The organism is Loktanella sp. S4079, assembly GCF_000967725.1.
Taxonomy (GTDB): domain Bacteria; phylum Pseudomonadota; class Alphaproteobacteria; order Rhodobacterales; family Rhodobacteraceae; genus Yoonia.
This window is the reverse complement of record NZ_JXYE01000004.1, coordinates 1-26,980: the sequence shown is the minus strand read 5'-3', so window position 1 is coordinate 26,980 and position 26,980 is coordinate 1. Positions and strand designations below refer to the sequence as shown.

General features: G+C 53.4%; 21 protein-coding genes and 1 pseudogene. 17 read left to right on the top strand and 5 right to left on the bottom strand.

The window, feature by feature from the left end; translation table 11 throughout:
* The gene (gene dnaE / locus TW80_RS12115; RefSeq protein WP_045997701.1) at positions 1-3,504 is read left to right on the top strand and encodes a DNA polymerase III subunit alpha; all 3,504 of its coding nucleotides are present in this window, start codon (positions 1-3) and stop codon (positions 3,502-3,504) included.
* Here the strand turns inward: dnaE and TW80_RS12110 are convergent.
* Positions 3,501-3,806: a hypothetical protein gene (locus TW80_RS12110; protein ID WP_157033267.1), complete on the bottom strand. Its 306-nt coding sequence runs from the start codon at positions 3,804-3,806 to the stop codon at positions 3,501-3,503. The genes dnaE and TW80_RS12110 overlap by 4 nt on opposite strands.
* 344 nt (positions 3,807-4,150) lie before the next feature.
* Here TW80_RS12110 and TW80_RS12105 point away from each other — a divergent pair, with 344 nt between their 5' ends.
* Positions 4,151-5,071, top strand: coding sequence for a Hint domain-containing protein (locus TW80_RS12105; RefSeq protein WP_162197169.1), 921 nt, complete (start codon positions 4,151-4,153; stop codon positions 5,069-5,071).
* Positions 5,072-5,075: 4 nt separating this feature from the next.
* Here TW80_RS12105 and TW80_RS12100 read toward each other — a convergent pair whose 3' ends face one another.
* Positions 5,076-5,279 carry a SlyX family protein gene (locus tag TW80_RS12100; protein WP_045997870.1) on the bottom strand — a complete coding sequence of 68 codons (204 nt, stop codon included), beginning with the start codon at positions 5,277-5,279 and terminating at the stop codon, positions 5,076-5,078.
* Positions 5,280-5,426: 147 nt separating this feature from the next.
* Here TW80_RS12100 and hisS point away from each other — a divergent pair, with 147 nt between their 5' ends.
* The 4 genes from hisS to TW80_RS12080 are packed head-to-tail and all read left to right on the top strand — an operon-like array spanning position 5,427 to position 10,114.
* Positions 5,427-6,917 (top strand): histidine--tRNA ligase, encoded by a 1,491-nt coding sequence (gene hisS, locus TW80_RS12095; protein ID WP_045997699.1) that lies wholly within the window; start codon positions 5,427-5,429, stop codon positions 6,915-6,917.
* Positions 6,917-7,990 carry an ATP phosphoribosyltransferase regulatory subunit gene (locus TW80_RS12090; protein ID WP_045997698.1) on the top strand — a complete coding sequence of 358 codons (1,074 nt, stop codon included), beginning with the start codon at positions 6,917-6,919 and terminating at the stop codon, positions 7,988-7,990. Before hisS ends, TW80_RS12090 begins: the two co-directional genes overlap by 1 nt.
* Positions 7,987-8,679, top strand: coding sequence for an ATP phosphoribosyltransferase (gene hisG, locus TW80_RS12085; protein ID WP_045997697.1), 693 nt, complete (start codon positions 7,987-7,989; stop codon positions 8,677-8,679). Before TW80_RS12090 ends, hisG begins: the two co-directional genes overlap by 4 nt.
* A gap of 46 nt (positions 8,680-8,725) precedes the next feature.
* A complete protein-coding gene (locus tag TW80_RS12080; RefSeq protein WP_045997696.1) occupies positions 8,726-10,114 on the top strand; it encodes a pyridoxal phosphate-dependent decarboxylase family protein in 1,389 nt (462 codons plus the stop codon).
* Between the two features lie 3 nt (positions 10,115-10,117).
* Here the strand turns inward: TW80_RS12080 and TW80_RS12075 are convergent, their stop codons facing one another.
* Positions 10,118-10,549, bottom strand: a complete 432-nt coding sequence (locus TW80_RS12075; RefSeq protein WP_157033266.1) for a DUF1489 family protein — start codon at positions 10,547-10,549, stop codon at positions 10,118-10,120.
* A 148-nt stretch (positions 10,550-10,697) separates the two neighbouring features.
* Here TW80_RS12075 and TW80_RS12070 point away from each other — a divergent pair, with 148 nt between their 5' ends.
* Positions 10,698-12,980 carry an adenosylcobalamin-dependent ribonucleoside-diphosphate reductase gene (locus TW80_RS12070; protein ID WP_045997694.1) on the top strand — a complete coding sequence of 761 codons (2,283 nt, stop codon included), beginning with the start codon at positions 10,698-10,700 and terminating at the stop codon, positions 12,978-12,980.
* Between the two features lie 248 nt (positions 12,981-13,228).
* Here TW80_RS12070 and TW80_RS12065 read toward each other — a convergent pair whose 3' ends face one another.
* Complete coding sequence (locus TW80_RS12065; protein WP_045997693.1) at positions 13,229-13,486, bottom strand: helix-turn-helix domain-containing protein; 258 nt, start codon at positions 13,484-13,486, stop codon at positions 13,229-13,231.
* Positions 13,487-13,681: 195 nt separating this feature from the next.
* Here TW80_RS12065 and TW80_RS12060 point away from each other — a divergent pair, with 195 nt between their 5' ends.
* The 3 genes from TW80_RS12060 to TW80_RS18540 are packed head-to-tail and all read left to right on the top strand — an operon-like array spanning position 13,682 to position 14,905.
* Positions 13,682-14,104, top strand: a complete 423-nt coding sequence (locus TW80_RS12060) for a hypothetical protein (protein WP_157033265.1) — start codon at positions 13,682-13,684, stop codon at positions 14,102-14,104.
* Positions 14,011-14,694 (top strand): metallophosphoesterase, encoded by a 684-nt coding sequence (locus tag TW80_RS12055; RefSeq protein WP_239450544.1) that lies wholly within the window; start codon positions 14,011-14,013, stop codon positions 14,692-14,694. Before TW80_RS12060 ends, TW80_RS12055 begins: the two co-directional genes overlap by 94 nt.
* On the top strand, positions 14,582-14,905 hold the full coding sequence (locus TW80_RS18540; protein ID WP_084625782.1) for a type II toxin-antitoxin system Phd/YefM family antitoxin: 324 nt from the start codon (positions 14,582-14,584) through the stop codon (positions 14,903-14,905). Before TW80_RS12055 ends, TW80_RS18540 begins: the two co-directional genes overlap by 113 nt.
* A 195-nt stretch (positions 14,906-15,100) precedes the next feature.
* Here the strand turns inward: TW80_RS18540 and TW80_RS18400 are convergent, their stop codons facing one another.
* Entirely contained in the window at positions 15,101-18,244 is a 3,144-nt protein-coding gene (locus TW80_RS18400) for a Hint domain-containing protein (protein WP_239450543.1), read from the bottom strand.
* A gap of 605 nt (positions 18,245-18,849) precedes the next feature.
* Here TW80_RS18400 and TW80_RS18395 point away from each other — a divergent pair.
* The 7 genes and pseudogenes from TW80_RS18395 to TW80_RS12005 all read left to right on the top strand — a co-directional run.
* A pseudogene (locus TW80_RS18395) lies at positions 18,850-18,987 on the top strand (IS30 family transposase); the annotation flags it as partial.
* A 523-nt stretch (positions 18,988-19,510) separates the two neighbouring features.
* A complete protein-coding gene (locus TW80_RS12030; RefSeq protein ID WP_045997687.1) occupies positions 19,511-19,795 on the top strand; it encodes a helix-turn-helix domain-containing protein in 285 nt (94 codons plus the stop codon).
* A 177-nt stretch (positions 19,796-19,972) separates the two neighbouring features.
* Entirely contained in the window at positions 19,973-20,665 is a 693-nt protein-coding gene (locus TW80_RS17685) for a hypothetical protein (RefSeq protein ID WP_157033264.1), read from the top strand.
* A complete protein-coding gene (locus TW80_RS12020) occupies positions 20,662-22,839 on the top strand; it encodes a Mu transposase C-terminal domain-containing protein (RefSeq protein WP_045997686.1) in 2,178 nt (725 codons plus the stop codon). The genes TW80_RS17685 and TW80_RS12020 overlap by 4 nt, the downstream gene beginning before the upstream one ends.
* A complete protein-coding gene (locus tag TW80_RS12015; RefSeq protein ID WP_162197168.1) occupies positions 22,832-23,848 on the top strand; it encodes an ATP-binding protein in 1,017 nt (338 codons plus the stop codon). Before TW80_RS12020 ends, TW80_RS12015 begins: the two co-directional genes overlap by 8 nt.
* Before the next feature lies 1 nt (position 23,849).
* Positions 23,850-25,679: a TniQ family protein gene (locus TW80_RS12010; RefSeq protein WP_045997684.1), complete on the top strand. Its 1,830-nt coding sequence runs from the start codon at positions 23,850-23,852 to the stop codon at positions 25,677-25,679.
* A gap of 180 nt (positions 25,680-25,859) precedes the next feature.
* Complete coding sequence (locus TW80_RS12005) at positions 25,860-26,648, top strand: metallophosphoesterase (RefSeq protein ID WP_045997683.1); 789 nt, start codon at positions 25,860-25,862, stop codon at positions 26,646-26,648.
* Positions 26,649-26,980: the final 332 nt, after the last annotated feature.

Sequence of the window (26,980 nt, the reverse complement as noted above, 5' to 3'; positions counted from 1 at the left end):
ATGAGTACTGATCCCCGATTCATTCACCTGCGTGTCCACACTGAGTATTCCCTTCTCGAGGGGGCGATACCTGTCAAGAAATTGCCCGGCATGGCGGCGGCGATGGATATGCCTGCTGTTGCGGTGACGGACACGAACAACATGTTCTGTGCCTTGGAATTTTCTGAAGGTGCATCAAAGGCAGGTATACAGCCGATCGTCGGCTGTCAGGTTGATCTTTGTTACACGACGCCCGAGCCGGGTAAGCGCCCGGATGATCCTGCGCCAATCGTTTTGCTCGCGCAGTCTGAGGCGGGTTATATGAACCTGATGAAGCTGAACTCTTGCGAATATGTTGACGCAGGTGGGCAGTTGCCGCAGGTGACTTTGGATGATTTGAGCCGCCACCACGAGGGGCTGATTTGTTTGTCGGGTGGTCCTGACGGCCCGGTTGGCCGTCTGCTACGTCAAGGGCAGCGTCCTAAGGCCGAAGAGCTGGTCGATCGGCTGGCGGTAACCTACCCAAATCGTCTGTATATCGAATTGCAGCGTCACCCCGGCGAGGATGGGTCGCCTGAGGCAGAGCGCCTGTCAGAGCGTGGTCATGTCGAGATGGCCTATGCCAAGGGGCTGCCACTGGTCGCCACCAACGACGTTTATTTCCCTAAGACCGATTTGTTCGAGGCGCATGATGCGCTGCTTTGCATTTCCGAGGGTGCCTATGTCGATCAGCAGGAACCCCGCCGTCGATTGACCCCGCAGCACTATTTCAAGTCGCCGCAAGAAATGGTGACCCTATTTGCGGATTTGCCAGAGGCCGTCGCGAATACTGTAGAAATCGCCAAACGCTGTGCGTTTAAGACCTACAAACGTGATCCAATTCTACCGAAGTTTGCAGATGACGAGGTTGTCGAACTACGTCGTCAAGCGAATGAGGGGCTTCAGGCCCGTTTGGCGGTGATCCCTCATGCGGTTTCGGTCGAAGAATACCAGAAGCGGCTCGATTTTGAATTGGACATCATCGAGGGGATGGGGTTCCCCGGTTACTTTCTGATCGTTGCGGACTTTATCAAGTGGTCCAAGGATAATGACATTCCTGTTGGGCCGGGCCGGGGGTCTGGTGCGGGTAGCCTTGTGGCCTATGCGCTGACTATTACCGACCTTGATCCGCTGCGCTATTCACTGCTGTTCGAGCGGTTCTTGAACCCTGAACGGGTGTCGATGCCCGATTTTGATATCGATTTTTGCATGGATCGCCGCGAAGAAACGATCCGCTATGTGCAGGAAAAATACGGGCGCGATAAGGTGGGGCAGATCATCACCTTTGGTGCCTTGCTATCCAAAGCAGCCGTGCGCGACGTGGGGCGCGTCTTGCAAATGTCTTACGGTCAGGTGGATCGCCTATCCAAGATGATCCCCGTCGAAGGCGTCAAACCAGTTTCCATTGAAAAGGCGCTCGCGGATGAGCCGCGTCTACGCGAAGAAGCCCAAAACGAAGAGGTTGTCGACCGCCTGTTGACCTACGCCCAACAGGTCGAGGGCCTGCTGCGCAACGCATCAACCCACGCGGCGGGTGTTGTGATCGGTGACCGCCCGTTGGACGAACTGGTCCCTCTGTATCAGGATCCCCGGTCAGACATGCCCGCGACCCAGTTCAATATGAAGTGGGTCGAGCAAGCGGGATTGGTGAAGTTCGACTTCTTGGGCCTTAAGACCCTGACCGTCATTCAAAACGCGCTCAATTTGATCCTGAAATCCGGACGGCAGTTGCACGAGGCTGCTGATGGCACCGTTCTGTACGAGCCTGCGGAAGGTGCAGAAAATCAGATGAACCTCATCCCGCTGGATGATGAGGTGACATATAAGCTCTATGCGAGCGCGAAGACGGTCGCCGTGTTTCAGGTGGAATCTACGGGGATGATGGATGCGCTCAAGCGCATGAAGCCGACCTGTATCGAAGACATCGTTGCACTTGTGGCGTTGTATCGTCCGGGCCCGATGGAGAATATCCCGACCTATTGCGAGGTGAAAAACGGGATTAAGCCGATTACTTCGGTTCACCCGCTGATTGACCATATCCTTGAAGAAACCCAAGGGATTATCGTTTATCAGGAACAGGTTATGCAGATCGCGCAGGTCATGGCGGGTTACAGCCTTGGTGGTGCGGATTTGCTGCGCCGTGCGATGGGTAAAAAGATCAAAGAGGCGATGGACGCCGAACGCCCGAAGTTCGAAGCGGGCGCCGCTGAGAATGGCGTCGACAAAAAGAAAGCGAGTGAGGTCTTCGACCTTCTCGAGAAATTCGCGAACTACGGGTTTAACAAATCGCACGCGGCGGCCTATGCGGTTGTGTCGTATCAAACCGCTTGGCTCAAGGCGAACCACCCGGTCGAATTTATGGCCGGGGTGATGAACTGCGATATTCACCTGACAGACAAACTGGGCGTCTATTTCCAAGAGGTGAAAAAGGGCCTTGGTATCGAATACACCCCGCCTTGCGTAAACCGTTCACAAGCGACCTTTGACGTAGAAGACGGCAAATTGGTCTATGCGCTGGGCGCGCTGAAAAACGTGGGCGTTGAGGCGATGAAGCTGATCGTCCAAGCCCGCGAAGAGGGCAAGCCCTTTGTGAACCTGTTTGATTTTGCACGGCGTGTTGATCTGAAGCGGGTTGGGAAACGTCCGTTGGAAATGCTGGCGCGGGCAGGGGCGTTTGACGTTTTGGATCGTAATCGCAAGCGCGTTATGCTGAGCCTTGATGCGCTTTCGGCCTATTCTGCCGCGATCCACGATCAAAAGGCATCAAATCAAGTGTCTCTCTTTGGTGACGCGGGCGAAGACTTGCCCGAACCGCGCCTGCCAGGTGGGGATGACTGGTTGCCTGCCGAACGGCTTGCTGAAGAATTCAAAGCGATTGGTTTCTACCTGTCCGGTCACCCGCTTGATGATTACATGAGCGCGCTCAAGCGCAAGCAAGTTCTGACCTTGGATGAGGTCACCGAAAAAGCAGAACGCGGGGCATGTATTGTCAAAATGGCAGGCACCGTATCCGGGCGGCAGGAACGAAAATCAGCACGCGGAAACCGCTTTGCCTTTGCGCAATTGTCTGACCCGACGGGGCAATATGAGGTGACGCTGTTTTCTGATACTTTGGATGCCGCTCGTGATTTCCTCGAGACCGGCAGCCGTGTTGTCCTTCAATGCGAAGCGACCATGGAGAGCGATCAGCTGAAATTGCTGGGCCGTTCGGTCGCGCCGATTGATAACGTCATTGCAGATGCGGGCGGTGCGTCTTTGCGTATCTTTATCGACACGCCGGACGCTATCCCGTCCGTGTCTAGCATCCTGACCAATGCGATCAAAGATGGCGTGCGGGCTGGGCGCGGGGCGATCTACTTTAATCTGATGCACCCGGATTTGCCGGGTGAGGTCGAACTGGACCTGGGCGAAGAATTTCCGGTCAATCCGCAAATCAAAGGCGCATTGCGCAGTTTGAATGGCGTTATTGAGGTTGAAGACGCTTAGATCGTTTGGTCAAAGAATGGGTCAAGCTTGGCGATGGCGCGTGGATTATTGATGAAGCAATAGTTGCGCCGCTCGTCTTCGAATTCGGGGATAGCGTCGGTAATGATGGCGAGCGTCGACGCGGCGAGGATCATCGCCTCGCCAGTTTCACCGTGGAATTCGGAGGTTTCTTGGTCCGTAAAGACGATGCCTATCACCACCTGCTGCGCTGGAAATAGCTTGGCCCCCTTGTTTTTGACAAGGCTACCGATCCGAGTTTCCAATCGTTGCGCGGATTCTCGCGGTAATGTGACTATAGGCATTTGAATCTTCCCCTCGATCCGAGGATATAGGCGTTGAATCGGATTGTGAGCCTATCTTTTCGGATAGGTGTAAACAGTCTGTACACATTTTTGCCCCAAAGTTCCGCTAGGTCAAACCTCGGAATACCTGATTGTAGTGAGTTGAAGTGATGCCGTTCTTGTTCGATTGGTCTGATTTTAGCAGTCCCAATGGGTCTGCGACCATCAATGATGGTGCGAATTCGACTAATTTTACTTCCAGTGGTTTTGGGAGCGGCGGGGCAAACGCACCGGGTTTCTATTCGAATTTTGGTGGTTCGATTTTTGCGAGCGGTGTCGGGTCCAATCAGGAATCCGGCCTTCAAATGAACTTTTCGACAGCGGTCGATAACCTCAGCTTTGAAATTCTGGATTTGGATTCCAACCAGAGCGGCTGGGATGACCAAGTGCAGATTTTGGCGTTTGATGCTGCCGGAAATTTGCTGAACCCAACGTTCTCTAACCTGACCGGAAACCATGTGGTTGTGAACAACACCACGGTTGAGGCGAATGGTAACGCGAGCACTGGCGTCGAAGGACCAGGTGCGCCGGATTCGATCACGGTTTCGTTCGACGTTCCTGTCGCCAGCGTTCGCGTCATCTTTTCGGGTAGCGATAGCAGCGGTATCCGCAGCGGCTATGTGGGGATTGGCGATTTCAGCGGCGATGTGGTCTGCTTTGGCCACGGCACTCTGATCGAGACGGACAAAGGCAAAGTCGCCGTGCAGGACCTGCAAGAGGGTGACATGGTCATGACGTTGGACCGTGGATTGCAGCCAATTCGTTGGATTGGTTCGCGCACTGTGCCTGCGGTCGGGAAATTCGCACCGATTGAGCTGGCCTCTGGTACGATTGGTAACTCACGCGCCTTGATTTTGTCGCCGCAGCACCGTGTGCTGATGCAAGGATGGCAAGCCGAACTCTTGTTCGGCGAGGTCGAGGTGCTAGTAGCAGCAAAGCAGCTTGTGAATGGGCACACGATTGTGCGTCGCGAAGGTGGTGAAATTACATACTACCATATGCTGTTTGATCAGCATGAGGTGATTTACGCTGATGATGCGCCTTGCGAAAGTTTTCACCCCGGTCATGTCGGCATCGATGGTATGCACGCAGAGCAAACGGCTGAGATTTACGCGCTCTTCCCTGAGTTGGAGGACGATATTGCAGCATTTGGGCCGACTGCACGCCTTGCCCCTAAAGCGAGCGAAAGCAGCTTGTTGGGGTCAATTTCGCTAAACGCGGCCTAGCGTACTACCAATGCGGTGGGCGCTGATCCGCGAGAGGGATCGTGCCGCCAGCATCATATTCGCGCGTTGCTTCGCGTTCCATCAACATCGCAATCCGCCTTGTCGCGAGCGCGAGTTCAGATTCTTGGCGTGCGACAATATCTGACAGTTCTTCGACCGTGCGTGTCAGATGCGCGATTTGCTCTTCGAGGTGTAAAGTATCTGTCATGCTGATCATCTAGCCCAACGCAGATGATGTGCATAGATGGCATTTTCGCATTAATCACACGTTTCACCAGTTTTTCCAGGACTGCATTGCTCCTGTGACGTTGCCGCGTTAAACGGCGACCTAAGATCCGTAAAGGTAGGACCCGATATGGCCAAGGTTAAGAAACAGCCCCGTCCCAAGGCGCAGACACCAAAAGGTTTCCGCGACTATTTCGGTGCGGAGGTGGCAGAACGTACAGAAATGCTCTCCAAGATTGCCGGGGTTTACCATCGTTACGGGTTCGATGCGCTGGAAACGTCAGCCGTTGAAACGGTTGAAGCATTGGGTAAATTCTTGCCCGACGTCGATCGTCCGAACGAAGGCGTTTTTGCGTGGGAAGAGGATAAAGACTGGCTTGCGCTGCGTTATGATCTGACTGCCCCACTCGCGCGCGTGGCTGCGCAGTATCGCAATGATTTGCCATCGCCGTACCGTCGCTATGCGATGGGTCCGGTTTGGCGCAACGAAAAGCCGGGACCCGGTCGTTTTCGTCAGTTTTACCAATGCGATGCGGATACAGTGGGCGCGTCAACAGTTGCAGCGGACGCTGAAATCTGCGCGATGCTGTCTGATACCCTAGAGGTCGTTGGCATTCCGCGCGGCGACTATGTTGTACGTGTGAACAACCGCAAAGTGCTGAACGGTGTGATGGAGGTCGCAGGCGTTTTGGACCCAACTGACCCAGATCGTTTTGCCGCCGAGCGCGGGATCGTCTTGCGCGCCATTGATAAGCTGGACCGCCTTGGCGTTGATGGCGTGCGCGCATTGCTTGGCGAGGGCCGCAAGGACGACAGTGGCGATTTCACCAAAGGTGCTGGACTTGCCGCTGAGCAAGCTGAAATCGTTATGGGCTTTATGGAGGCTAAACGCGACACGGGTGCCGCGACTGTTGCGCGTCTGCGCGAGCTTGTCGGCGCGTCCAAAGTGGGCGGCGACGGCGTTGCAGAGCTGGAAACCATGGCTGAGCTGCTTGATGCGGGCGGATACAACGCGGATCGTATCGAAATCGACCCATCTGTTGTGCGTGGTCTGGGCTATTATACCGGTCCCGTGTTCGAGGCCGAGCTGACCTTTGAAGTTACTGACGAAAAAGGGCGTCCACGCAACTTTGGTTCTGTGTCTGGCGGTGGTCGCTATGACGATTTGGTCAAACGCTTTACTGGCCAAGAGGTCCCGGCGACAGGTGTTTCGATTGGCGTTGATCGTTTGCTCGCCGCGCTGCGCGCAAAGGGTCGTTTGGACACCGTTGCTGCTGGTCCTGTCGTTGTGACAGTGATGGATCGCGCGCGTATGGCTGACTATCAGGCGATGGTGGCTGAACTGCGTAACAACGGTATCCGTGCAGAGGTTTATTTGGGCAATCCCAAGAATTTCGGCAATCAGTTGAAATATGCGGACAAACGTAACTCGCCCGCTGCTGTGATTGTTGGCGGTGATGAATTTGACGCTGGGAAAGTCCAGATCAAGGATCTTATTCTGGGTGCCGAAATTGCAAAGAACGCGACGCTTGAGGAGTGGAAAGACCGCCCGAGCCAGTACGAAGTGCCGCGTGATCAAATGGTCGCGAAATTGCGCGAGATTTTGGACAGTCAAAGCTAATGCCAAATTCACCTGAAACTCGGGCCGAGGCCCGCCGCCTACGCGATCTATTTGCCGCCCAAGGTGCGCAAGTTATCGAAGCGGATGTGCTGCAATCTGCTGAGACGCTGCTTGATCTCTATGGCGAAGATATTCGTGCGCGGGCCTATCTGACATCAGATCCCCTGCGCGGTGAAATGGTGTTGCGTCCAGATTTTACTGTTCCAGTCGTCCAAATGCATATGGAAAGCCACGCTGACCCGGCGCGCTACGCCTATGCGGGCAAGGTATTTCGTAAGCAAGAAAACGACGAAACCCGTGCCAACGAATATATGCAGGTCGGTTACGAGGTCTTTGACGGACAAAACGCAGCGGCGGCTGACGCCGAGGTATTCGCTGTCATCGCCGAAGGTCTGGCAGGTTTACCCGTGCGTGCGGCGACTGGCGATATCGGTATTTTGACGGCTGCGGTACGTGGATTGCAGACGACAGACGCGCGCAAGGCTGCCTTGCTGCGTCATATCTGGCGCCCACATCGCTTTAAGGCGCTGCTCAAGCGGTATGCAGGTGGCAAGGTGCCGGCGAGCCGTAAGGCGTTGCTGGCCGCTAGCGACCCGTTCGCGAATGCCGGTCCAGAGGTCGGGCTGCGCAGTCGCGCGGAGGTAGCGACGCGGATTGCCGCATTGCGTGATGATGCCCAACAACCACCGTTGTCCTCTGACGAGGTGATGCTGATTGATGCGATTTTGGATTTGCGTGAGACCACGCCCAATGTCCTCAGTCACCTACGTGACATCGCCGTTGATATGCCCGCAATTTCCGAGGCCGTCGCCCGGATGGAGGCGCGTGTCAGCGCGCTGGATGCGCGTGGCGTTGACGTTGATAACCTCGAGTTTGAGGGCAGCTATGGCCGTACGTCATTGGAATATTATGACGGGTTTGTTTTCGGGTTTTATGCAGCGAACCGCCCTGACTTGCCGCCGGTTGCGACTGGTGGTCGCTATGATGCGTTGACGGCGCGTTTGGGCGAGGGGCGCGCTGTTCCAGCCGTTGGCGGCGTCATCCGCCCTGATTTGGCCTTGGGGATTTCGTGATGCTGAAACTTGGTGTGCCGTCAAAGGGGCGGCTGATGGAAAAGACCTTTGACTGGTTTGGCAGCCGCGGTGTGACGCTTCGCAAATCGGGGGCTGACCGCGAATACGCTGGCGCAGTTGATGGTATCGAAGGTGTCGAACTTGTGCTGCTTTCGGCAGGTGAAATCCCGCGCGAGCTTGCCGCTGGGAATATCCATCTGGGCGTGACCGGGTCAGATTTGGTGCGTGAAAAGCTGGCGAATTGGGATAGCCGCGTGAGCGAGCTGGCCCCGATGGGATTTGGTGGCGCTGATTTGATTATTGCCGTGCCGCAGGGCTGGGTTGATGTCGATACTTTGGATGATTTGGATGCCGCAGCCGCTGCGTTTCGTGCAAAACACGGGTTCCGTATGCGGATCGCGACCAAATATCACCGGCTTGTTCGCGAGTTTCTGCGTGAACAGGGGGTCGCCGACTATCAGTTGATCGACAGTCAGGGCGCGACCGAAGGAACGGTCAAGAATGAAACGGCTGAGGCAATTGCAGATATCACCTCAACCGGGGAAACCCTGCGGGCGAATGGCCTAAAGGTGCTGGATGATGGGTTGATCCATGCGTCTCAGGCGACATTGTTCCGTGGGCGGCGCAAGGACTGGACTGACGCGCAGCGCAAGACACTTAAATCGCTCCAAGATATTCTGGCGATCTAGGTCGGGGCCTGTTGCCGCATAGCTGTTGCTGTGGCTTAGTGCCCTGATGAACCACGATGAACTTTATGAATGGTCGCGTCGTGCGGCTGAATGGGCGTTGGATTATCATACCAACTTGCGCGATCGCCCTGTTCGGGCGCAGGTTGGCTATGGTGAAACGGCGGCCAAGTTGCCGACGTCCGCGCCAGCCGATGCTGAACCCATGGCGCAAATATTTGCAGATTTTGAAGCGATGGTGCCGGATGCGATGACACATTGGCAACATCCGCGCTTCTTTGCGTATTTTCCGGCGAACGCTTCGCCTGCGTCTATGTTGGCCGAACAGCTGACCAGCGCGATAGCGGCACAGGCGATGCTTTGGCAGACGTCGCCGGCTGCAACCGAGATCGAGCAGGTCATGATCGGATGGTTACGCGACGCGCTGGGGCTGTCATCGCATTTTAGCGGAACAATCCACGACAGCGCGACAACGGCGACTCTGGCCGCAGTGTTGACCATGCGCGACAGAGCCATGGCGTGGGATACGATCCAAGATGGCTTGTTTGGCGGACCACGATTACGGGTCTACGCCTCGGCGCAAACGCATTCATCGGTGGATAAGGCGGTACGCGTTGCAGGTATCGGGCAGGCAAACCTTGTCAAAGTCCCAACCTTATCAGATCACGGCATGGACCCGGCACAATTAGAGGCAGCGATTCTAGCGGACCTCGCGGCGGGGTATAAGCCAGCAGGCGTGGTGATGTGCACAGGCGGGACTTCAATCGGGGCTTGCGATCCGATTGATGCATGTTTGGCAATTGCAAAGAAATATGACCTTTATACCCATGTTGACGCTGCATGGGCGGGTTCAGCGATGATCTGTCCAGAGTTCCGCGAGCTTTGGTTGGGCGTTGATGGTGCCGACAGCATCGTCTTTAACACGCATAAATGGCTTGGGGTCCAATTCGACTGTGCGGTCCAGTTCTTGGCCGATCCTGTGCCTCAGATTAGGTCACTTGGGTTGCGACCAGAGTATCTACAAACCCTTGGTCAGGATGAAGTCGTCAATTTTAATGAGTGGACCATTCCGCTAGGGCGGCGGTTTCGTGCGCTCAAGCTATGGTTCGTGTTGCGGGCCTATGGGCTGGACGGTTTGCGCCAGCGTATCCGCAATCACGTTGCCTGGGCGAATGAGCTTGCAGACCAAATCGCGCAAATTGATGGGTGTGAGATCACGACTGATCCGATTTTATCGCTGTTTACATTTCGCTTTCGTGATGACGAGCAGACGGAGCGTTTGCTCGGGCTGATCAATGATGATGGGCGCGTCTATCTGACCCAAACACGGCATGACGATATGTTTGTGATCCGGGTGCAGGTGGGGCAATTTGATTGCACGCGAGCGGATGTCATGACCGTGGCAGAGGTCGCATCACAAATTTCTAGAAATTTGTGATGTTCAGAGAACACCGATATCGGCAAGCGCCTTTGATAGCTCTGGCGGAAGCGGATCTTCGTCCAGCTTTCCAGCGCTCAGGTCAGGTGGGGAGTCTTCGGTCTTGAGGTAGCGCCAACCCTGAAATGCGCGTCGCGGAGTTGTCGCCACACGGATTAAGCCGGGTTTGCAGACCACGGCGCAGCGGCGGATACCGTCAACGCCGATCACCTCGTCTAGGCGTAGAATGGGCTGGCGACATTGGATCAGCCCTTTGATCACCCAGAAAATGGACCCCCCGTTCAAAAGTTCGCTCTCGCGCTTTGGCCACATGCGGGTTATGTGCCTTGGGTAGCCGTCAGAGCTCTGCGCATGTTGCGTTTGCTGCCATGCCTCTAACCCGGTGACATCTTCTGTCCCTACGGACAGCTTCACCATATTTACGCATTTTGTCACATTTCACCCCTAGATGTGGTATTGTGTTGTGGGTATAGACCGGCTTCTACGATTCTGAAAGTAGGGCGGCCGCCCTTGCTTTCAATCGCTTTGACCTTATCCTTTGCAGTTGTGCTGCAGCCAATCAGAATCACACGAGGATCATCCAATGACCGCTTTTGCCGCCCCGATTGCCGAACAAATCTGGGATATGAAGTACCGCTTCAAGCAGGCAGATGGAACGCCAATCGACGAAACGGTCGAGGATACTTGGCGTCGCATCGCAAAGTCTTTGGCCGCGGTCGAAAGCGATCCCGCCAAGTGGGAAGCAGAGTTTTACGACGCGTTGTCGGATTTCAAATACCTGCCAGCGGGTCGCATTACCGCAGGCGCAGGGACTGCGCGCTCGGTCACATTGTTCAACTGCTTTGTCATGGGCACAGTTCCAGACAACATGGGCGGCATTTTCGATATGCTCAAAGAGGCCGCGCTGACGATGCAGCAAGGTGGCGGAATTGGCTACGACTTTAGCACGATCCGACCCAAAGGTGCCTCTGTCATGGGGGTTGCGGCGGATGCATCTGGTCCGCTTTCATTTATGGATGTCTGGGACGCGATGTGCCGTACCATTATGTCTGCCGGCTCGCGCCGTGGGGCAATGATGGCGACCATGCGTTGCGATCACCCTGATGTCGAAGATTTCATCACGGCAAAATCAGACGCAGCCCGCCTGCGCATGTTCAACATGTCGGTTCTGATCACTGATCCATTCATGGAGGCGGTGAAAGCTGACGCGCCATGGGATTTGGTGTTCAACGGCAAGACCTACAAGACCGTTCAGGCTCGCGCGCTTTGGGACGCAATTATGCAGTCCACCTATGATTATGCCGAGCCAGGTGTGATCTTTATCGACCGTATCAATCAGATGAATAATCTGAACTATTGCGAGACGATCGCCGCGACGAACCCCTGCGGTGAACAACCTTTGCCGCCGTATGGCGCGTGTTTGCTGGGGTCGATTAACCTCGCGCGTCTGGTTGCGCAGCCCTTTGAAAGTGGTGCCGCACTTGATCAAGAGATGATGACCGAATTGGTCGCGACTGCCGTGCGCATGATGGATAACGTCGTCGATGCGTCACGCTTCCCGCTCGAGGCACAAGCGCGTGAAGCCGCCGCAAAGCGCCGGATTGGTTTGGGTGTAACCGGATTGGCCGATGCGCTGTTGATGGTTGGCCTGCGCTATGGATCAGAAGAAGCGGCGCGTCAGACCGACCAATGGATGCACGCAATCGCGCGCGCCGCATATCTGGCCTCGGTGGATTTGGCGAGGGAGAAGGGCGCGTTCCCATTATTCGACGCAGATAAATATCTGGCGAGCGGTGCAATGCAGAACATGGATAGCGATGTATGTGAGGCTATTCGTCAACATGGCATACGAAATGCGTTGCTGACTTCAATCGCGCCGACTGGGACGATCAGTCTCTACGCCGGAAACGTGTCATCCGGGATCGAACCCGTCTTTGCCTATGCATATACCCGGAAGGTGCTGCAAAAAGACGGGACGCGTACCGAAGAAGAAGTCGTCGACTATGCAGTTCAGCTATGGCGCGATCTAAAAGGTGATGCGCCACTACCTGACTATTTCGTCAATGCACAGACACTGGCTCCACTGGATCACGTCCGCATGCAGGCAGCAGCGCAAAAATGGATCGACAGCTCTATCTCAAAAACGATCAACTGCCCCGAAGACATCAGCTTTGACGATTTCAAAGAGGTCTATATGGCCGCTTGGGATCAGGGCTGCAAAGGTTGCACGACCTACCGCCCCAACGACGTAACCGGGTCGGTCCTGAGCGTCAGTGAAGAGACGTCACCTTCAGAGGCCCCAGAGCAAATCCGCGAGAGCGCAGAAGGTTCAGAAGTCATCTATATGTCTGAACCTCTGGATCGCCCGAGTGAGTTGGAAGGGGCAACCTACAAGCTGAAATGGCCTGATTCCGAGCATGCGATCTATATCACGATCAACGATTTGGTTATCGCCGGTCACCGTCGCCCATTCGAGGTCTTTATCAATTCCAAGAACATGGAGCACTTTGCCTGGACCGTGGCCCTGACGCGTATGATTAGCGCAGTCTTCCGCCGCGGTGGCGACGTGTCGTTTGTTGTGGAAGAATTAAAGGCAGTCTTTGACCCTCGGGGTGGCGCCTGGATGCAAGGCAAATACGTGCCGTCAATCCTCGCCGCAATCGGCGGCGTTATTGAAAAACACATGATCGCCACCGGCTTCATCGAAGGCGAAGGCATGGGTCTCAAAAGCGACCCGCAAGCGGACGTCGTCGCACTGAACAACAAACCACGCGGCAAGGCCTGCGGCTCATGCGGGTCCTACGACCTGCGCATGGTCGAAGGCTGCATGACCTGCGGATCCTGCGGCTATTCGAAATGCGGATGAGTGTGTTAGACGGGTGTTGTGGAACTGTGAAGTGACCTATAGTTTGCCCATTTCGTTCTAACACGGGTCCATTATCTACACATAGGTTGTACATTGAGCGGCTTCACAACGATGCTTTCGGGGTGAAGCCGTTTCTATTTTGGGTATGGGGTTTGAGTAAATTTTGGACGTGAAAATCATGCTTCGGTCACACCCAAAGCCGTTAAAGCCCTTTGTGGATTGTGTGATTAGCCAACGAAATCAGGTCGTTAAATCCGTTCATCAGGTGGCACAGCCTTAATGACGGCTTCAAAAAAGTGTTCCGCAGGAACATCGAGCGCCCGCGCAATGATCACCAATTCTGGCACATCAATACGCCGCTGCCCCGACTCGATCCGTGCGACGAACGATTGATGGCACCTTAACCGCTCTGCCAAGGCTGCTTGTGAGAGATTTTGGGATTTACGGGCAGAAATGAGCGCTTCAATGAGCGCCAAATGTCCGTTGGTGTGGAGTGTTTTGGTCAATTGCGTGTCCGTAAGATGCTACGGACACTTCCAGTAATCTCATTTTCAGATTATCTAAAAATCAGATTATACATATAAGGTGGGTAGTGATGCCAAATATACATATAACCCTTGCGGACCTGTATTGCGCTTTGGGTGTTTCGCAAAGCGCTCTGGATTCAGCTGCCATCGACGACATACAGATTGGGTGTTGAGATGACAGGCGTGAAAGCAGGCGATACCTCAAACACCAAGGAAGCCATCCTATCGAAGTTTGCACCGGTACTGGCGCTAAAGTCGACAGCACTGCAGCCGATCTCTAATTCTCGAACATTGAATCTGCAGGAGCAACAGCAGGCATGGGCTGTCTTCACGGAAGTATTGCCAACAATCCTTGCTCAGTGTTCAGGCCTTTCGACACATCCAAAGAGTGGGGAAGGTTCGTTTTCCGAGCTCCTTTGGGATTTTCTAAACGGACGTGAAATTTGCATTTCCCTGAACAAATTTGGCGGCTTCGATCTAAGCATCAACGCTGAAAGAGTGCATTGGATAGAGACACAATTGCCGCTGGATCTGCTTTTTCTGAAATTATTGGCGCTGGATTACATGCCGGAGGAATTTCGCGCTCTGGCGGGTTAACTGAACCGAGAGAACACTCAATGACAATCTGGTATACGGCTGACACGCATTTCGGCCATGAAAACATCATGCGATTTTGCAATCGCCCCTTCGTGTCGGCATCACAAATGGATGCTGCAATGTTGGAAAATATGTGGAAGGCGATCGGCCCGGAAGACCAGCTATGGATTCTGGGCGACTTCGCTTTTGGTTCCAAAGCCAAAGACAGCGCTTATGTTGAGCAGATATTCAATCAGTTGCCGGGCGCTGAGCGCCACTTGGTCGTTGGTAATCATGATCACAAACCAACACTGGAACTACCCTGGGATTCCATCTCTCACTTCGTTGAATTGCAGGATGGTCCCGAAAACCAGTCCAACACATTGTGCCACTACCCAATGATTACCTGGAACCATGCTCGCAAAGGTGCACTACAGTTCTTTGGCCATGTTCACAACAATTGGCGCGGGTCTCGCAATTCTGTGAATGTAGGCGTCGATGTGTGGGACTTTATGCCGGTTACCTTTGCCGACATCGCGCGCCGGGCAAACAAGTTGCCGCCGAACAAGCATTGGGGCGATGTTGAGCATAGGGCGAAACTCAACACTTAGACCGCTACGAGGGCAAGATATGAAGGTCTTTTCAACGACCCAATTGAGGCGCAACACATCTGAAATTCTGGAGGCGGTTCAGTGTGAACCCGTTATGATCACCAGGTACGGAAAATCTCTCTTTGCGATGATTTCACGCGAACACTTTGATGCCATGCAACGCGGGCTAAACTCCGCCACCTTAGGTATGGAGGCAGAGCATCCACGCTGAGGGCGGGTTGCGGTCATTCGCTGCGGACGCGAAACTTTAGCTAAGTCGTGCAGAAGCGGACGTTTAGCACTACAAATTGTTTAAGGATCATAATCGGAAGTTCAGGATCCGACGTGTGAGCTGCCGTTGCTGCGCATCACCTGTCTTCCTCGTTCACGCTTGAGGCTGCCGAGCAGCCATACAACAAGCTCGACTCTAAGCATGTTCAACCAATGCGACCTGGTTTTTTTCGTGCCGAAACGCCAATTTGCGCCCCCTGCGTCCAGATACCAGTTGCCGGCAGGGCTGAGCTTCGTAATTGCGTTCAATAAGTTCTGGGAAGAGCGCCATGATTTCCGCGCGTGCTTCCGGTCCGACCGATTTCAAGGCCTGTGGACCAGTGAAGAGACTCTCCGTCCATGCCCCGTTTGACCAGATTACTTCATGGCGTTCGAACAAGAGGTGGAAGTATTCGACGCCGTCGCAATCTGTGATTTCGGATACGCCGTCGACGGACTGAAGGAACTTGGCCGCTACCAAAATCTCGGAAGCGTCAAACATTCTGCGGGCGATCTTGGAACGTACGAGCACGCGGTGCTGGGGTGATACGACGAGGTCACGGGACGGCGTGTTATCCCCCAAGGCACCTTTGCGGATTCGAATAGGGCACAGGTTTGGTTCGTCTTTAAGACGGCTTGCCGACACCTTTTGGCTGCCGATCCATCGCAGTTGCTGGTAGCCGTTATCTGCCGTCAGAACCAAGTCGCCTTCTGACAGGTCCTCTACCGCGACTTCGCCTCGATCGGTCATAATCTGTGTGCCACGCGAAAAACAAATTGTATCGCGGAAATCTAGATCGCTGATCAAGGGCACCGCGCCAGCGCCATCGGGGGCGGTGTCATTGTCGGTGTCGGCCAGCGTGAAATTGCCCGAAGCGTCGATGTCGGCGTCGTTAGCGTCGTAGCCAACCACGTCATCTACGACATCCTTGATCCCGTCACCATCGGTATCCGCAGAGGCATCGATGGTGGCCTGCGTAACACCATGGCCGGCCTCGTCAGTATCGCTAATGCCATCGTTGTCACTGTCGGTATCAAGAACATCAGCAATGCCGTCCCCGTCAGTGTCTACCGGAGTAAGGCCGCCAGTTTCATATGCGTCGTCGAGCCCGTCGCCGTCAGAATCAATCCCGGTGGGCTCAATATAGCCCGCTGTTGTCTGCGCCTCGACGTTGTCGGTGATCCCGTCATTGTCACTATCCAGATCCAAGTAATCGGCAATGCCGTCGCCGTCGGAATCCGGTCTCGTTTCCAGTTTGAGGAACAGATCGTCGAATGCGAGCGTGTTGTCGGGTGAATAGCTATTCTGTTCGTCAAACAGGTAGAAACGCAAAGTGTATTGCTGACCAGCTACCATTTCGAAGGGTTCGATGGACTCGATGCTGATCCCATATGACCCGTTCGGTGGGCTGGGCTGATACCCATCATCGTAAATTGTGGTCGATGTAATGAAGCCATCGTCAGACGCGCTTACGGCGACATTATAGCTGCCAGCGGCCGTGCCGCCCCAATCGGTTGGAATAATACCGTGCTGAATTTCGGTCAGATATGCATCTTGGGTAAGTGTGAAAGAGACCTCGACATACTCATCCAACGCGACCGCTTCGGCGAGAGTGTTCGCGTCGGCGCCCTGAAGGATATGTTCCCAAGAACTGGTAGGTGCAACGAATCCTGAACCAAACGAAATGGAGCTTGTGGAGCTGAGGATCGAAGCCGCATCTCCGTTAGTGTTGGCGAGGTACGACGTCCCGCTGCCGTCATTGTGATCCCAGTAGACTTGGCCGCTGCTAAAGCCCTCGTCCGTGTCTAATATCCCGTCGTTGTCGGAATCGAGATCCGCGCTGTTGACGATGCCATCCCCGTCTTTGTCGAAAGCGCTTGCGGTGTCGCGATAGTCAAGGTCGGTGGTGGTTGGCGCGGCGTTGTTGCCATTTGGTGCGGTGTCAAAATCGCTATCGGCCAGCGTAAAGTTGCCCGCGCCGTCGATATCGGCGTCGTTGGCGTCGAAACCAACCACGTCGTCCACGACATCCTTTATACCGTCGCCATCCGTATCGGCAGAGGCATCGATAGCGGCCTGCGTAACGCCATGGCCAGCCTCGTCAGTATCGCTGATGCCATCGTTGTCGCTGTCAGTATCTAGAAAGTCAGCGGTACCATCGGCGTCAGTATCCACGGGAGTAAGGCCGCCAGTCTCGTAGGCATCGTCGAGCCCATCACCGTCACTGTCAGTACCAGTAGGTGCCACATATCCTGAGCTGGTCTGTGCCTCGACATTGTCCGTGATGCCGTCATTATCACTATCGAGGTCAAGATGGTCAGCGATACCATCACCGTCTGTGTCGACTTCGGTTACGACTTCAGCAACCGGAAAGGTATGGCTCGTTGAGCCGCCGAAATTTGGGTTCGGCCCTGAATCGACAACGGTTACTCCGTCAACTTGGACGACATAGCTGGCGGGGTCGCTGCCATTAAGCCCGTTGCCAAAGGATAAGAAACCGCCATTATCATTGACGGTGAAGGTATAATCACCCATCCCGTTTACCGGAACGTCCGTAATTTCGATCACATTGTTGGCAATTGTCGTGTCACTTGCGATTACGGTCCCACTTGGATCACGCAATTCCCATCTTGTATTGTCGCCATCAGCCCTTTCATCGGCGTCAAAGATGATTGTGATTGTCGTCGGTACTGTGGTGCTCGCACCCTCATCAATGTCGAGGATTCCATCGCCGTCATCATCGATATCTTCGGAATCGATGATCCCATCGCCGTCGGTATCAACGTAATTGAACTCCAGAACGTAACGATCAGCGGTCATACCGTAAGTATCTGTTCCGCCAGAGGGTGCCGCAGTGCCAAGTGTTACCGACTCGATCGGCTTTGCCTCTAGCGCGTCCGAGTAGGCGTTGGGGCCGGATGTCGGTGGCAGCAGATACAGATTACCGCCTGTATCTTGCATGACAATCGCATCGACTGTCGCGGTCGATCCATCCGTGTATTGGATCACCGTGCTGTTATAGAGCATCGTCGTGTCATGCGTTTGGAGCGCACCGCCATCGATCGAAAACGTCTCGTTCTCTATTAGATTTTCGGCCCCATACGCGTCCGCATTCACACCTCCAGTGTAGGAGTTGGTCGCATCAGGTGACAACGTCTGGAGGTTGCCCGAAATGATGTTGCTGGGCCCGCCAAACACTAATCCGTTCAGCGCATTGTGATTCTCGGACGTCAGATTGCCTTCGACGGAGTCGATTTCTGGCGCTATGCCAAGATAGAACAGAGAGAATGTCGTTGCCATAGTGCCAGCTAGTGCCTTCAGTAGCTATTCTTGTTTTTCAGTTTAGGTCCGACTTGATGCACGCGCAAGTGGCAGATCGGTCAATTGTATCGCGTTTTGAGTTAGTGTGGTGCTCCACGGCTTAAGTGGAGGTCTGTGAAGATATAGATAGCCTCAAGCCGAATTCGGCGTACGGTTTGAAACCGTGCCATGGTCCATCTCCACTCCCATTCCCGACATGTTAGGAATAACGCGATTCCTAGTTCGCACGAGCGTGCGGAAAAGATAGGCGGAAGTGCAGAAAGATTACGCCACTATTCGTAGGTGTAAATTTGATCGGGAGGATCGATCGCCATTTGGAAGAGAGGCAAGTCTTTAGGATTTCCTGCAAGCCCAAGCTGAGCCCGGATTGTACGGTCTTGAAAGCTGGCGGTATCGTTCAACTTGTGCACCACAGCAGTCTGAATGCTAGAGTCAGCATCACAGACAGTTAGGGCACACGCGCCACAGTCTGCTTTGCGCGCGCAATAACGCAACGCCTCATCCTGGTTTGCGCCCGTTCGCGGCGTTTTATAGGCACGGCGGTATTGCTTGAGCTCTTTGCCGCCCGGGAAAATGTATAGGTCAAAGGCACTGATATATCAGGCTTTAGCCAAGCCAAACTCAGCGCCGTCGCCCGCCAGCTTGACGAGCGACCTAGAAAGACCTTGCAATACCAAACCCCTGCTAAGAAATTTGAAGCACGTGTTGCAGCGATCAGTTGAAACCACCCCGGCATTTTGTGAATTCGCGGATCACCTGATTTCGCAGTTGCAGCGAATGGCTGGTCTGGCAGGCCGCACCGCAGCATCTGGAAGACATGGTCAACGGCGGCTATGGGCCGTCATGCGCTTCGAAAGCGGCGCCGGACGTACTTGATGTGTGGTGAGTCGAATTGTCGCACTTTCGGGCAACTTAACTTCACTAGGGCCGTGTTTCATACATGAAGCATTTGAAATTCGGTGTGACTGATCGGTAGCCCCAATTTAACGTTAGAACGCAATTCTGATATTTAACTGTTAGATTTCCTTGGCAATTGGTGACGTTTCTGAAGTTAATTATTAAAACTACCCTTGGGAAAGTCGCGAAGACACTGAATCAAAAGATATTTTTTCAACAATCAGTTCCATGTCTGCCATGTGGGAAAATCTTGCCTGTTCGATGATTCCCGCCTCTTGCCAGCCGAGAATCACCCGCATAGAGATCGGTATGAAATCATACTACATCTAGCGGTTTGGTGTCGAAGCGATGCAAAAAGAAGTGGCCTTGAGAGAAAACCTGAAGTACCGGCTTCGGCTGCTCGGACATAGCTTTAGTAGCATCGCGGCGGAGCTCAAAATCAATACTGGGGCCGTCTCAAACTGCTGTTCGGGGGTTATTAAAAGCAAACGAATTCAGGGCGCTATCGCCGCCAAGCTTGGCGAAGATCCGGCCGCCATATGGCCGTCGCGATATGCTGACCATCCAGATCAATCACAACACGAAAATCTGCAAAAGGAGGTTCAGAACAACAAAGCTCCTGGGGTTCCGTAAAAGGCAAAGGCCGAAGCGTTGGAGCGCTCCGACCTTTGTAAGCTGTTGTGAAAAATCTGGTCGACCCATCACACTGCTTTGATCCCTCTTTCAACGCCAAAAGTCAAGTTAACGCAGCTCCACCTCGGGCAGCGACAGGTGGCTTTTGGTCAATTTTACCAAAAGAAGGGAGACAGCATGTCTTCGATAATTTCTACCCAAGGCTTTCCTCAACCCGTTTTCCTGCCCGGTGCGAGAGCTATCAATCGGCGAACAAAGGGACACGGTACAAGCAACGTGGTATTACCAAATGAAGGTTGGGGCCCCAATCACGTGGTTTCGGTCGAAGCGATATTGGAGCGAAAAGGGCTTCAGCATTACCTGTCTCAACCAGGCATTGTTAAAGTTACTGGGCAGGCTGGCCCAGTTGGATACGTGGATGCTGATGGTAACCGGAAGAAGCACACTTTCGATTTACTTGCCCATCGTTCAGACGGCTACAAAATCGCAGTTGCCGTCAAACCATTTGAAACAGCTGTACGAGACCGGCTTGATCTCACCCTTCAGCAAATCGCTGCCTGCGTCCCTGCAGGATTTGCAAACGAAGTCGCCTTGTTCACGGACCGCACGATTTCGCGCCAACAACAGGTCAATAACTCGCGGTACCATGCCATCCGGAGGATTGCCGACCAGGAAGCAGAGTTAGCAGTTGAGCGGGTAATACGCCAACTGAATGGGAATACCACAATCAGCGACCTAATTGACGCTGTAGGGCTCGCTGGAAGAGCTTATGGGGCGATCCTAAATTCCATCTATCGTGGCGTCCTTCATCAAGTCTCAGCTGGACTGATCGACTACGGCACAGTTGTCCGCGTGGGGGCACTGTCATGAGTTTTGTCAATCATAACTTCTGGAACTACTGCACCGGCGACAAATTCGTAATCGACCAGACCGCTTATAGATTTGTCAGACAAGACGCCAAGTGCGTCATGCTTGAAACGGTGACCGAACCACGCGTGGTTGAGACATTTTCACACGAAGAAATCTACGAACTCGGCCAGGCCGAGCGGTTGGTTTACAAGCGCGACGACTACAGCCTTCGCAAGTCACGGAAACCGCGAATTGATGATGGCCTGCAGTTCGCTGACCTCCCCGAAGACGAGCGCAAAGATGTGTTTTGGAAGAAGCTCTTTTGCGATGATTTACACCGCGCGTTTGAACTGAAAGAGGCTGTTCGAACAGATGTCTCAATCGCAGCGCTTCTGCCGAGTATCACGGCATCGGTGACAAAGAAGTGGAAAGCTTTCCAGCGTAACGGCAAGAACAAGCGGGCTGGAAAGATATGCGAGGTTCCGGATGAACCGGGGGCTCGTACTTTGCTCCGATGGTATTGGGACTATGAAGATGCGGGATTTCGCATTGAAGGTCTGAGAAGCCGCGTTGGCGAGTCAGGAAACTATACACAGCGGTTTGAACCCGGAGTGGTGGCGTTGCTGACAAAGTGTGTTCAAGAATACGCGACCCGTCGCAGAAAGAGCCAAAAGAAAATAGCGGAAGAGACCGAAGAGGCGTTCACTAAGGTCAATGCTGAACGCCGTGAAGCAGGCCTGCACGAATGGAAGATCCCAAAACTCAGCGCCGTGCGCCGAGCGATCAAAAAGATGGATGCGTTCTATGTCTATTGCCAGCGTCGGGGGCTCGATGCTGCTCGCAAGAAATATGCTCTGTTTGAAAGAGGGATTCCTCTTCAGTTTCCAGGTGAGCATGTCGAGATCGATGAAGGCAAAATCGACTTGATGACACTGGCAACGACAACCTTCATCTGGGAGCACCTGACAGAAGAACAACGCAAGAAAATCCCAAAGCAACGGCGTTGGATGTATGTTGCGATTTGCGCGACGACCAAGTGCATTTTGGCGATCCATATATGCAAAAACCCATCCGGCGCAGAAGCCGTTAAATGCTTATCACTGGCAACGAGAGATAAAACAGACATTGCAATCGCAGCCGGTGCGCAAGACCGCTGGGATAAATATTGCGGGCTGTCTTTCGTATCGACGGACCAAGGAACGGCCTTTCTTTCGTATCAGTTTGCGGAAGCTCTGGCCGCGTTGGGCGCCACGCACGATACGCCTGCAGGGGCAACTCCGTGGTTGCGCCCGTTCATCGAACGGGTGTTCGGAACATTCAATACCGACTTGTTCCAAGAGGCCAATGGCAGGGTGTTTTCAAATCCTGCTGAAAAGGGAGATTTCGATTCTGAGGGAACGGCAACGTTAACCGATGACATGCTCGCGATGATGTTGGTACGTTTTGTTGTCGATGTTTACCACAATCGGCCACATGAGGGCTTGAATGGCGAAACGCCAAACAACGCGTGGGATCGATTGAGCCAGCGGTACCCGATGTGTCCGCCGCCGCTGCCAAAGGATCGCCGCGCAATATTCGGTCTGAATGTGCGCAGAAAGGTGCGCGGGAACGGCGTCCTGGTGTGCGGTATTCAGTATCGATGCGCCCAACTTGATCAATTGTTCCTGCGTCGACCAGACAATGAACACAATGTCAAAGTGCGGATTAACCCCGAAAACATCGGAACTGTTGACGTGCTGATCGACGGGATGTGGTTTCCTGCCAAGGCTGTCGGTGGTGGGTTTGATGGTATTCGAATGGATCTTTGGATCGCTAGAGTGAGGGCCATTCGCCAACACAATCATGATCAATCCCTACTGAAGCGACACGTCGTTCTGGAGGCGCTGGCAGATATTCGAGCAATGAATAACGAGCCATTTCTGTTGATGGACATGACCCCGTTCGGCTGCACGGCGAAGCAGATAAACCGGGCTGAGAAATCTGTTTTCTTAGGGCTTGAAGCCGAAGCTTTGTCCTCGGCGGAGATGGAGAAACATTTCGTCGCCACCTCGTTTAAGGTGGGTTCTGCTGTGTCTGAGGCAGCAGCTCCTGAAGCCAGCGAGGTCGATCAGCAACCGGAATGCCCAACCATAGATGACGAAACTATTGTTGAGGCAAGTGGTCTGGTTTTTCATGGGACAGGCCACAATGGATGATTTTGATAATGCAATGCGGGTCTCGAAAGAGACCCGCAAACTCAACGACATCTTTGTTGAAAACCAACTTCATCGAGACTTTTCAAGGGCATTCACATCCATTTTGTCTGACTTACGGCTGGATATCGAGCTTGCTGCCCCAAAACGCCGAAAGTGTGAGGGTATTGTTCTTTTCGGTAATTCGGGCTCAGGGAAAAGTACGGTCATCGACTATGTGTTGGATCACCATCCGCATCTTCAGCCAAAGCGAGTTGTTAGGCGCGGCGTGGAGCGGATAACCAAAACTGACATATGTGCAATCAAAGCATCTTCTCCTGCAACGCTGAAATCGGTTGGCCAAAATATCTTAGCTGAGCTTGGGTATCGAAGCGATGATGATCCTCTTAACCTCAACAACAAGGAAGCCCACTACATCTGGAACCTTGTGCGGCAGTATCTAAAGAAATCTGGGGTTCTGGTTCTATTCATTGATGAAGCGCAGGACTTTATCATCAATCAGAACCGCATTGAGATCACTAAAGTGATCAATACTCTTAAATCTCTTTTGCAGGACAAAGAGTGGCCAGTGTGCGTGGTCCTTGCTGGCATGCCTGAGCTCAACACGTTGGTTCAGCGCGATGATCAACTGGTGAACCGAACGACGAGAATTTCATGTTCAAAACTGGTGGCCGAAACGCACAAATCGGACGTGATGTCGATCGTCTCGCACTATGCCTCAGTGGTCGATGTTGACCTGCACCCGGATCTGAGAAAAGTGAGTTTCGTCCGTAGACTGCTTCATGCTTCCAGCGGTGATTTCGGTAAAACCATTCAGGAAATTATTCGAGGTTTGACCGTTGCAGTCAAAAACCGAGCCAAGGAGGTTACCGTCGCTGACTTCGCTGCGGGATTCCAGGAGAAGTATAAACTGGTTGATGCGGCCAACCCTTACATCGTTCCCGATTACCTCAATATCGTAGTCCCGAGTTCCGGTGCAAATGGCAACGTCAACCTCGGCGGAGAGAGTTGAGATGCCATTGCCGTTCCTGATCGACTTACAGCCGTTTGAGACACAGACCTCATTTGGGTCACGTTTGGCTGCGGCAAACTTAGCAGAGTATGCCCAATATTTTTACACTGACGTGAAGATTAAGTTTCCTGCACTGGTCCGTGGTGAAACAGCCCAGCTTAATCGCCTTTCAGAGCTCGGTGATGTTGATCGCGAGCTGCTGCAGTCAAATGCAGTCTGCAGCGGAGCTGGTGAAGGGCATACGATTGGAGACCAGTTTTTTGAGAAACGTACCTTGCTACGTTCTACTCAACGCGTATGCCCGGCCTGCATCATTGCTGACATCGAAGCAGGAGGCGAGTTTGGAGCCTATGGCCGAAGCTACTGGCATATGGCAAGCGTGAGAACCTGCGTTGCTCATTCTAGGCCGTTGCTGGGCCTCGACGCCCTGAAGAGCCCTCGCAATGCCCATGACTTTCATGGGCGCATTATCGATGATTTCGCAATGATCTCCGGCGCTGACAAAACAAGCACCAGAAGATCCCCTACGGATTTGGAAAGCTACCTAGTCTCCAGATTCCAAGGGCGGATCGAATATAATTGGCTCAATAAGTTCAGTATTCAGGTTGCAAGCAAAACCTGTGAAATGCTCGGAGCGGTTATGATGCGCGGCCCAACAGCAAATCTGGCAGCATTCCAAGCAGAAGATTGGCTGGCAGCGGGATCAGCTGGATTCTCTGTCGCGTCGCAAGGCGAAGAAGCGTTTCGCGCCGCGCTTACAGACCTTCAGCGCCGCCCAGGTGTCCCGTCAGGCGGGCCGCAGGCCCATTGGGGGCGTTTTTACCAATGGTTGGCATTCAGCGGAAAGCCACAGTCTTACAACAAAATGTTGGATATCGTTCGTGACCACATCATTTCAAACTACCCGATCGCTGCAGATGAAACGGTCCTTGGAAAGAAATGCCTAAGACGACGAGTTCATTCGCTGGCATCTGCTCAACGAGAGACAGGATTGCACCCAAAGCGTTTGAGGACACTGCTGATCGAAGAGAAATTTCTACCAGTAGACGATGGACAGACCCAACATGGTGCAGTGGGGTTCTTTGACGCGATTGGAGCCGAGGAATTCTTAAAAGAGACGTCCGTTTCTGTTGGCCAGCCCCAGGCTCAGAAGGTGTTTAATATGTCGCGCAGCCAGTTCGATGTTATGCGGAAGTGGGGTTTCATTGTGCCCGTCACAGTTGGAGCTCGCGCTAAGCCGCGATATTCGCTCATCGCTTTGAAGGAATTTCGACATCGCTTAGTAAGGCAGGCGGTTCCCGTCAGGCATCTGGGTCGGACGCATGCCGATATTCAAACAGCAGCAAGAAAGGCTGTATGCAGTACTGGTGAGATCGTAACCCTCATCATCGAGGGTCGATTGAATTGGGTCGGTTTTGCCAATGGTCAGCGGACATATCGAAACCTTGTTGTTGATGTGGATGAGGTCATGTCAAAGTTGCACACTGCGGTCGTGGAAGGCCTCACAAAGAAAGAGCTGAAGAGCCTTCTCGGGGTCAATGATTGCGTCATCAAATGGCTCTGTGACAGTGGGTATCTGCCGCTTCGAAAGAGCCGATCACCAATCTCGCGTAAATCTCAGTCCGTGGTGCGTCAGGAAGATCTGGACAACTTCAGTAGGCGCTACGTGACACTTAGAAATCTGGCGCGGCAGAGTGGATGCAGCTCACAAAGGCTTAAATCCATCCTGAAAAAGGCGTCGATTGAACCGCTTGATCAGTCAAATGAGAATGGTCGAAATATCTATCGTCGCAGGGACGTCGAAAATGTTCTAAACAAGGTGCTTTCTTAACCCACTTTTGTTAATGAGGTTGCCGAGGTTGTTTGATTTATTCAGTGAGCTGGCTTTAATTGGGATCTCGCCACTCAGTATGCCGAAGGTGTGCGTCCGCACGCTGTATGATCGTGAAAAGGTATTGGCCGTTGTGTAGAAGCGGCCGTAGCGGACTGCGCCTATCACTGGGAGATTGACGTGAAACTGCTTTTCCTTTCAGACTTGCACGATGACTTCTGGGTGGATGCCGACCGTGATCTTTTTGAAGGCATCGAGGATCAAATTGGCGGGCTCGACCACCTACTGATTGCAGGCGATCTTACCAACAAACCAAAGGTGCGGTGGAAGTACGCGTTTGAGAGATTGTCGAAGCTGCTGCCGCTTGAAAGAGTTTCGGTTTTCCCAGGCAATCACGACTTTTATGATTTTTGCCTCGATGGCGAGGACCGTCTGGAGCAAATCGCATCCGCATTTGGGGTCGGGTATGTGCAAAAGAAGCAGCTCGTATTTGGCAGCACACGTGTTCTTTGTGCGACACTTTGGACCGACTTTGAGTTGGGAGCAGGTAGAACCATCAACGAAAGTCACGCCTCCGCGCGAATGAATGACTTTAGGCACATTCGCGTCGCTTCCAAGGGATATCGAAAGCTGAGGCCGTCCGACCTAGTTTTAGCCCATCGCAATCAACTCGATTGGCTGAGTGGCGCTCTCGCCGAGGATTTTGACGGCCAAACCTTCGTGGCAACCCATCACGCGCCTCATCCTTCCGCTCTTGATAGCCAGCACGATAATATTGCCGCAGCATACGCCAGCGATCTGAGTGAGCTTATTCTGAAGCATCGACCTGAGCGCTGGTTCTTCGGGCATTGCCATGGAGGTAAAAATTCAAGTGTTGGCGATACGCAGCTGATCAATGTATCCCTCGGATATCCCGACGAAATTGCAGATCCAGCAGCGCGGATAAGAGATCTGATTTTTGAGATTTGAACAGCGGGCATTCAACCGGAAGGCGGTTAACATTACACCCGTTAAGCGACGTTCCACGCCAATCAGCTTGGCGATTGTTACCCGAAGGCGCGAACCGCTGAGATAGTTGAGGTCTTCGAACTTCTCGCCTTCTCACGTTAATCACCTCTAACTACTAGACGGCTATCTTACTAGGGTTGCGCTGCAGCGTTACTGAAAAAGTTGTGTCAGTTAGGTGAGAATACGCACCCAATCGCCGTTATTAGCCACCGAATTTGTGTACATATCGAGTACGGAAGCGTACCATTCTTGGAATTTCGCTATGACGCAAAAGTTGCGTTCACCTCACGTAG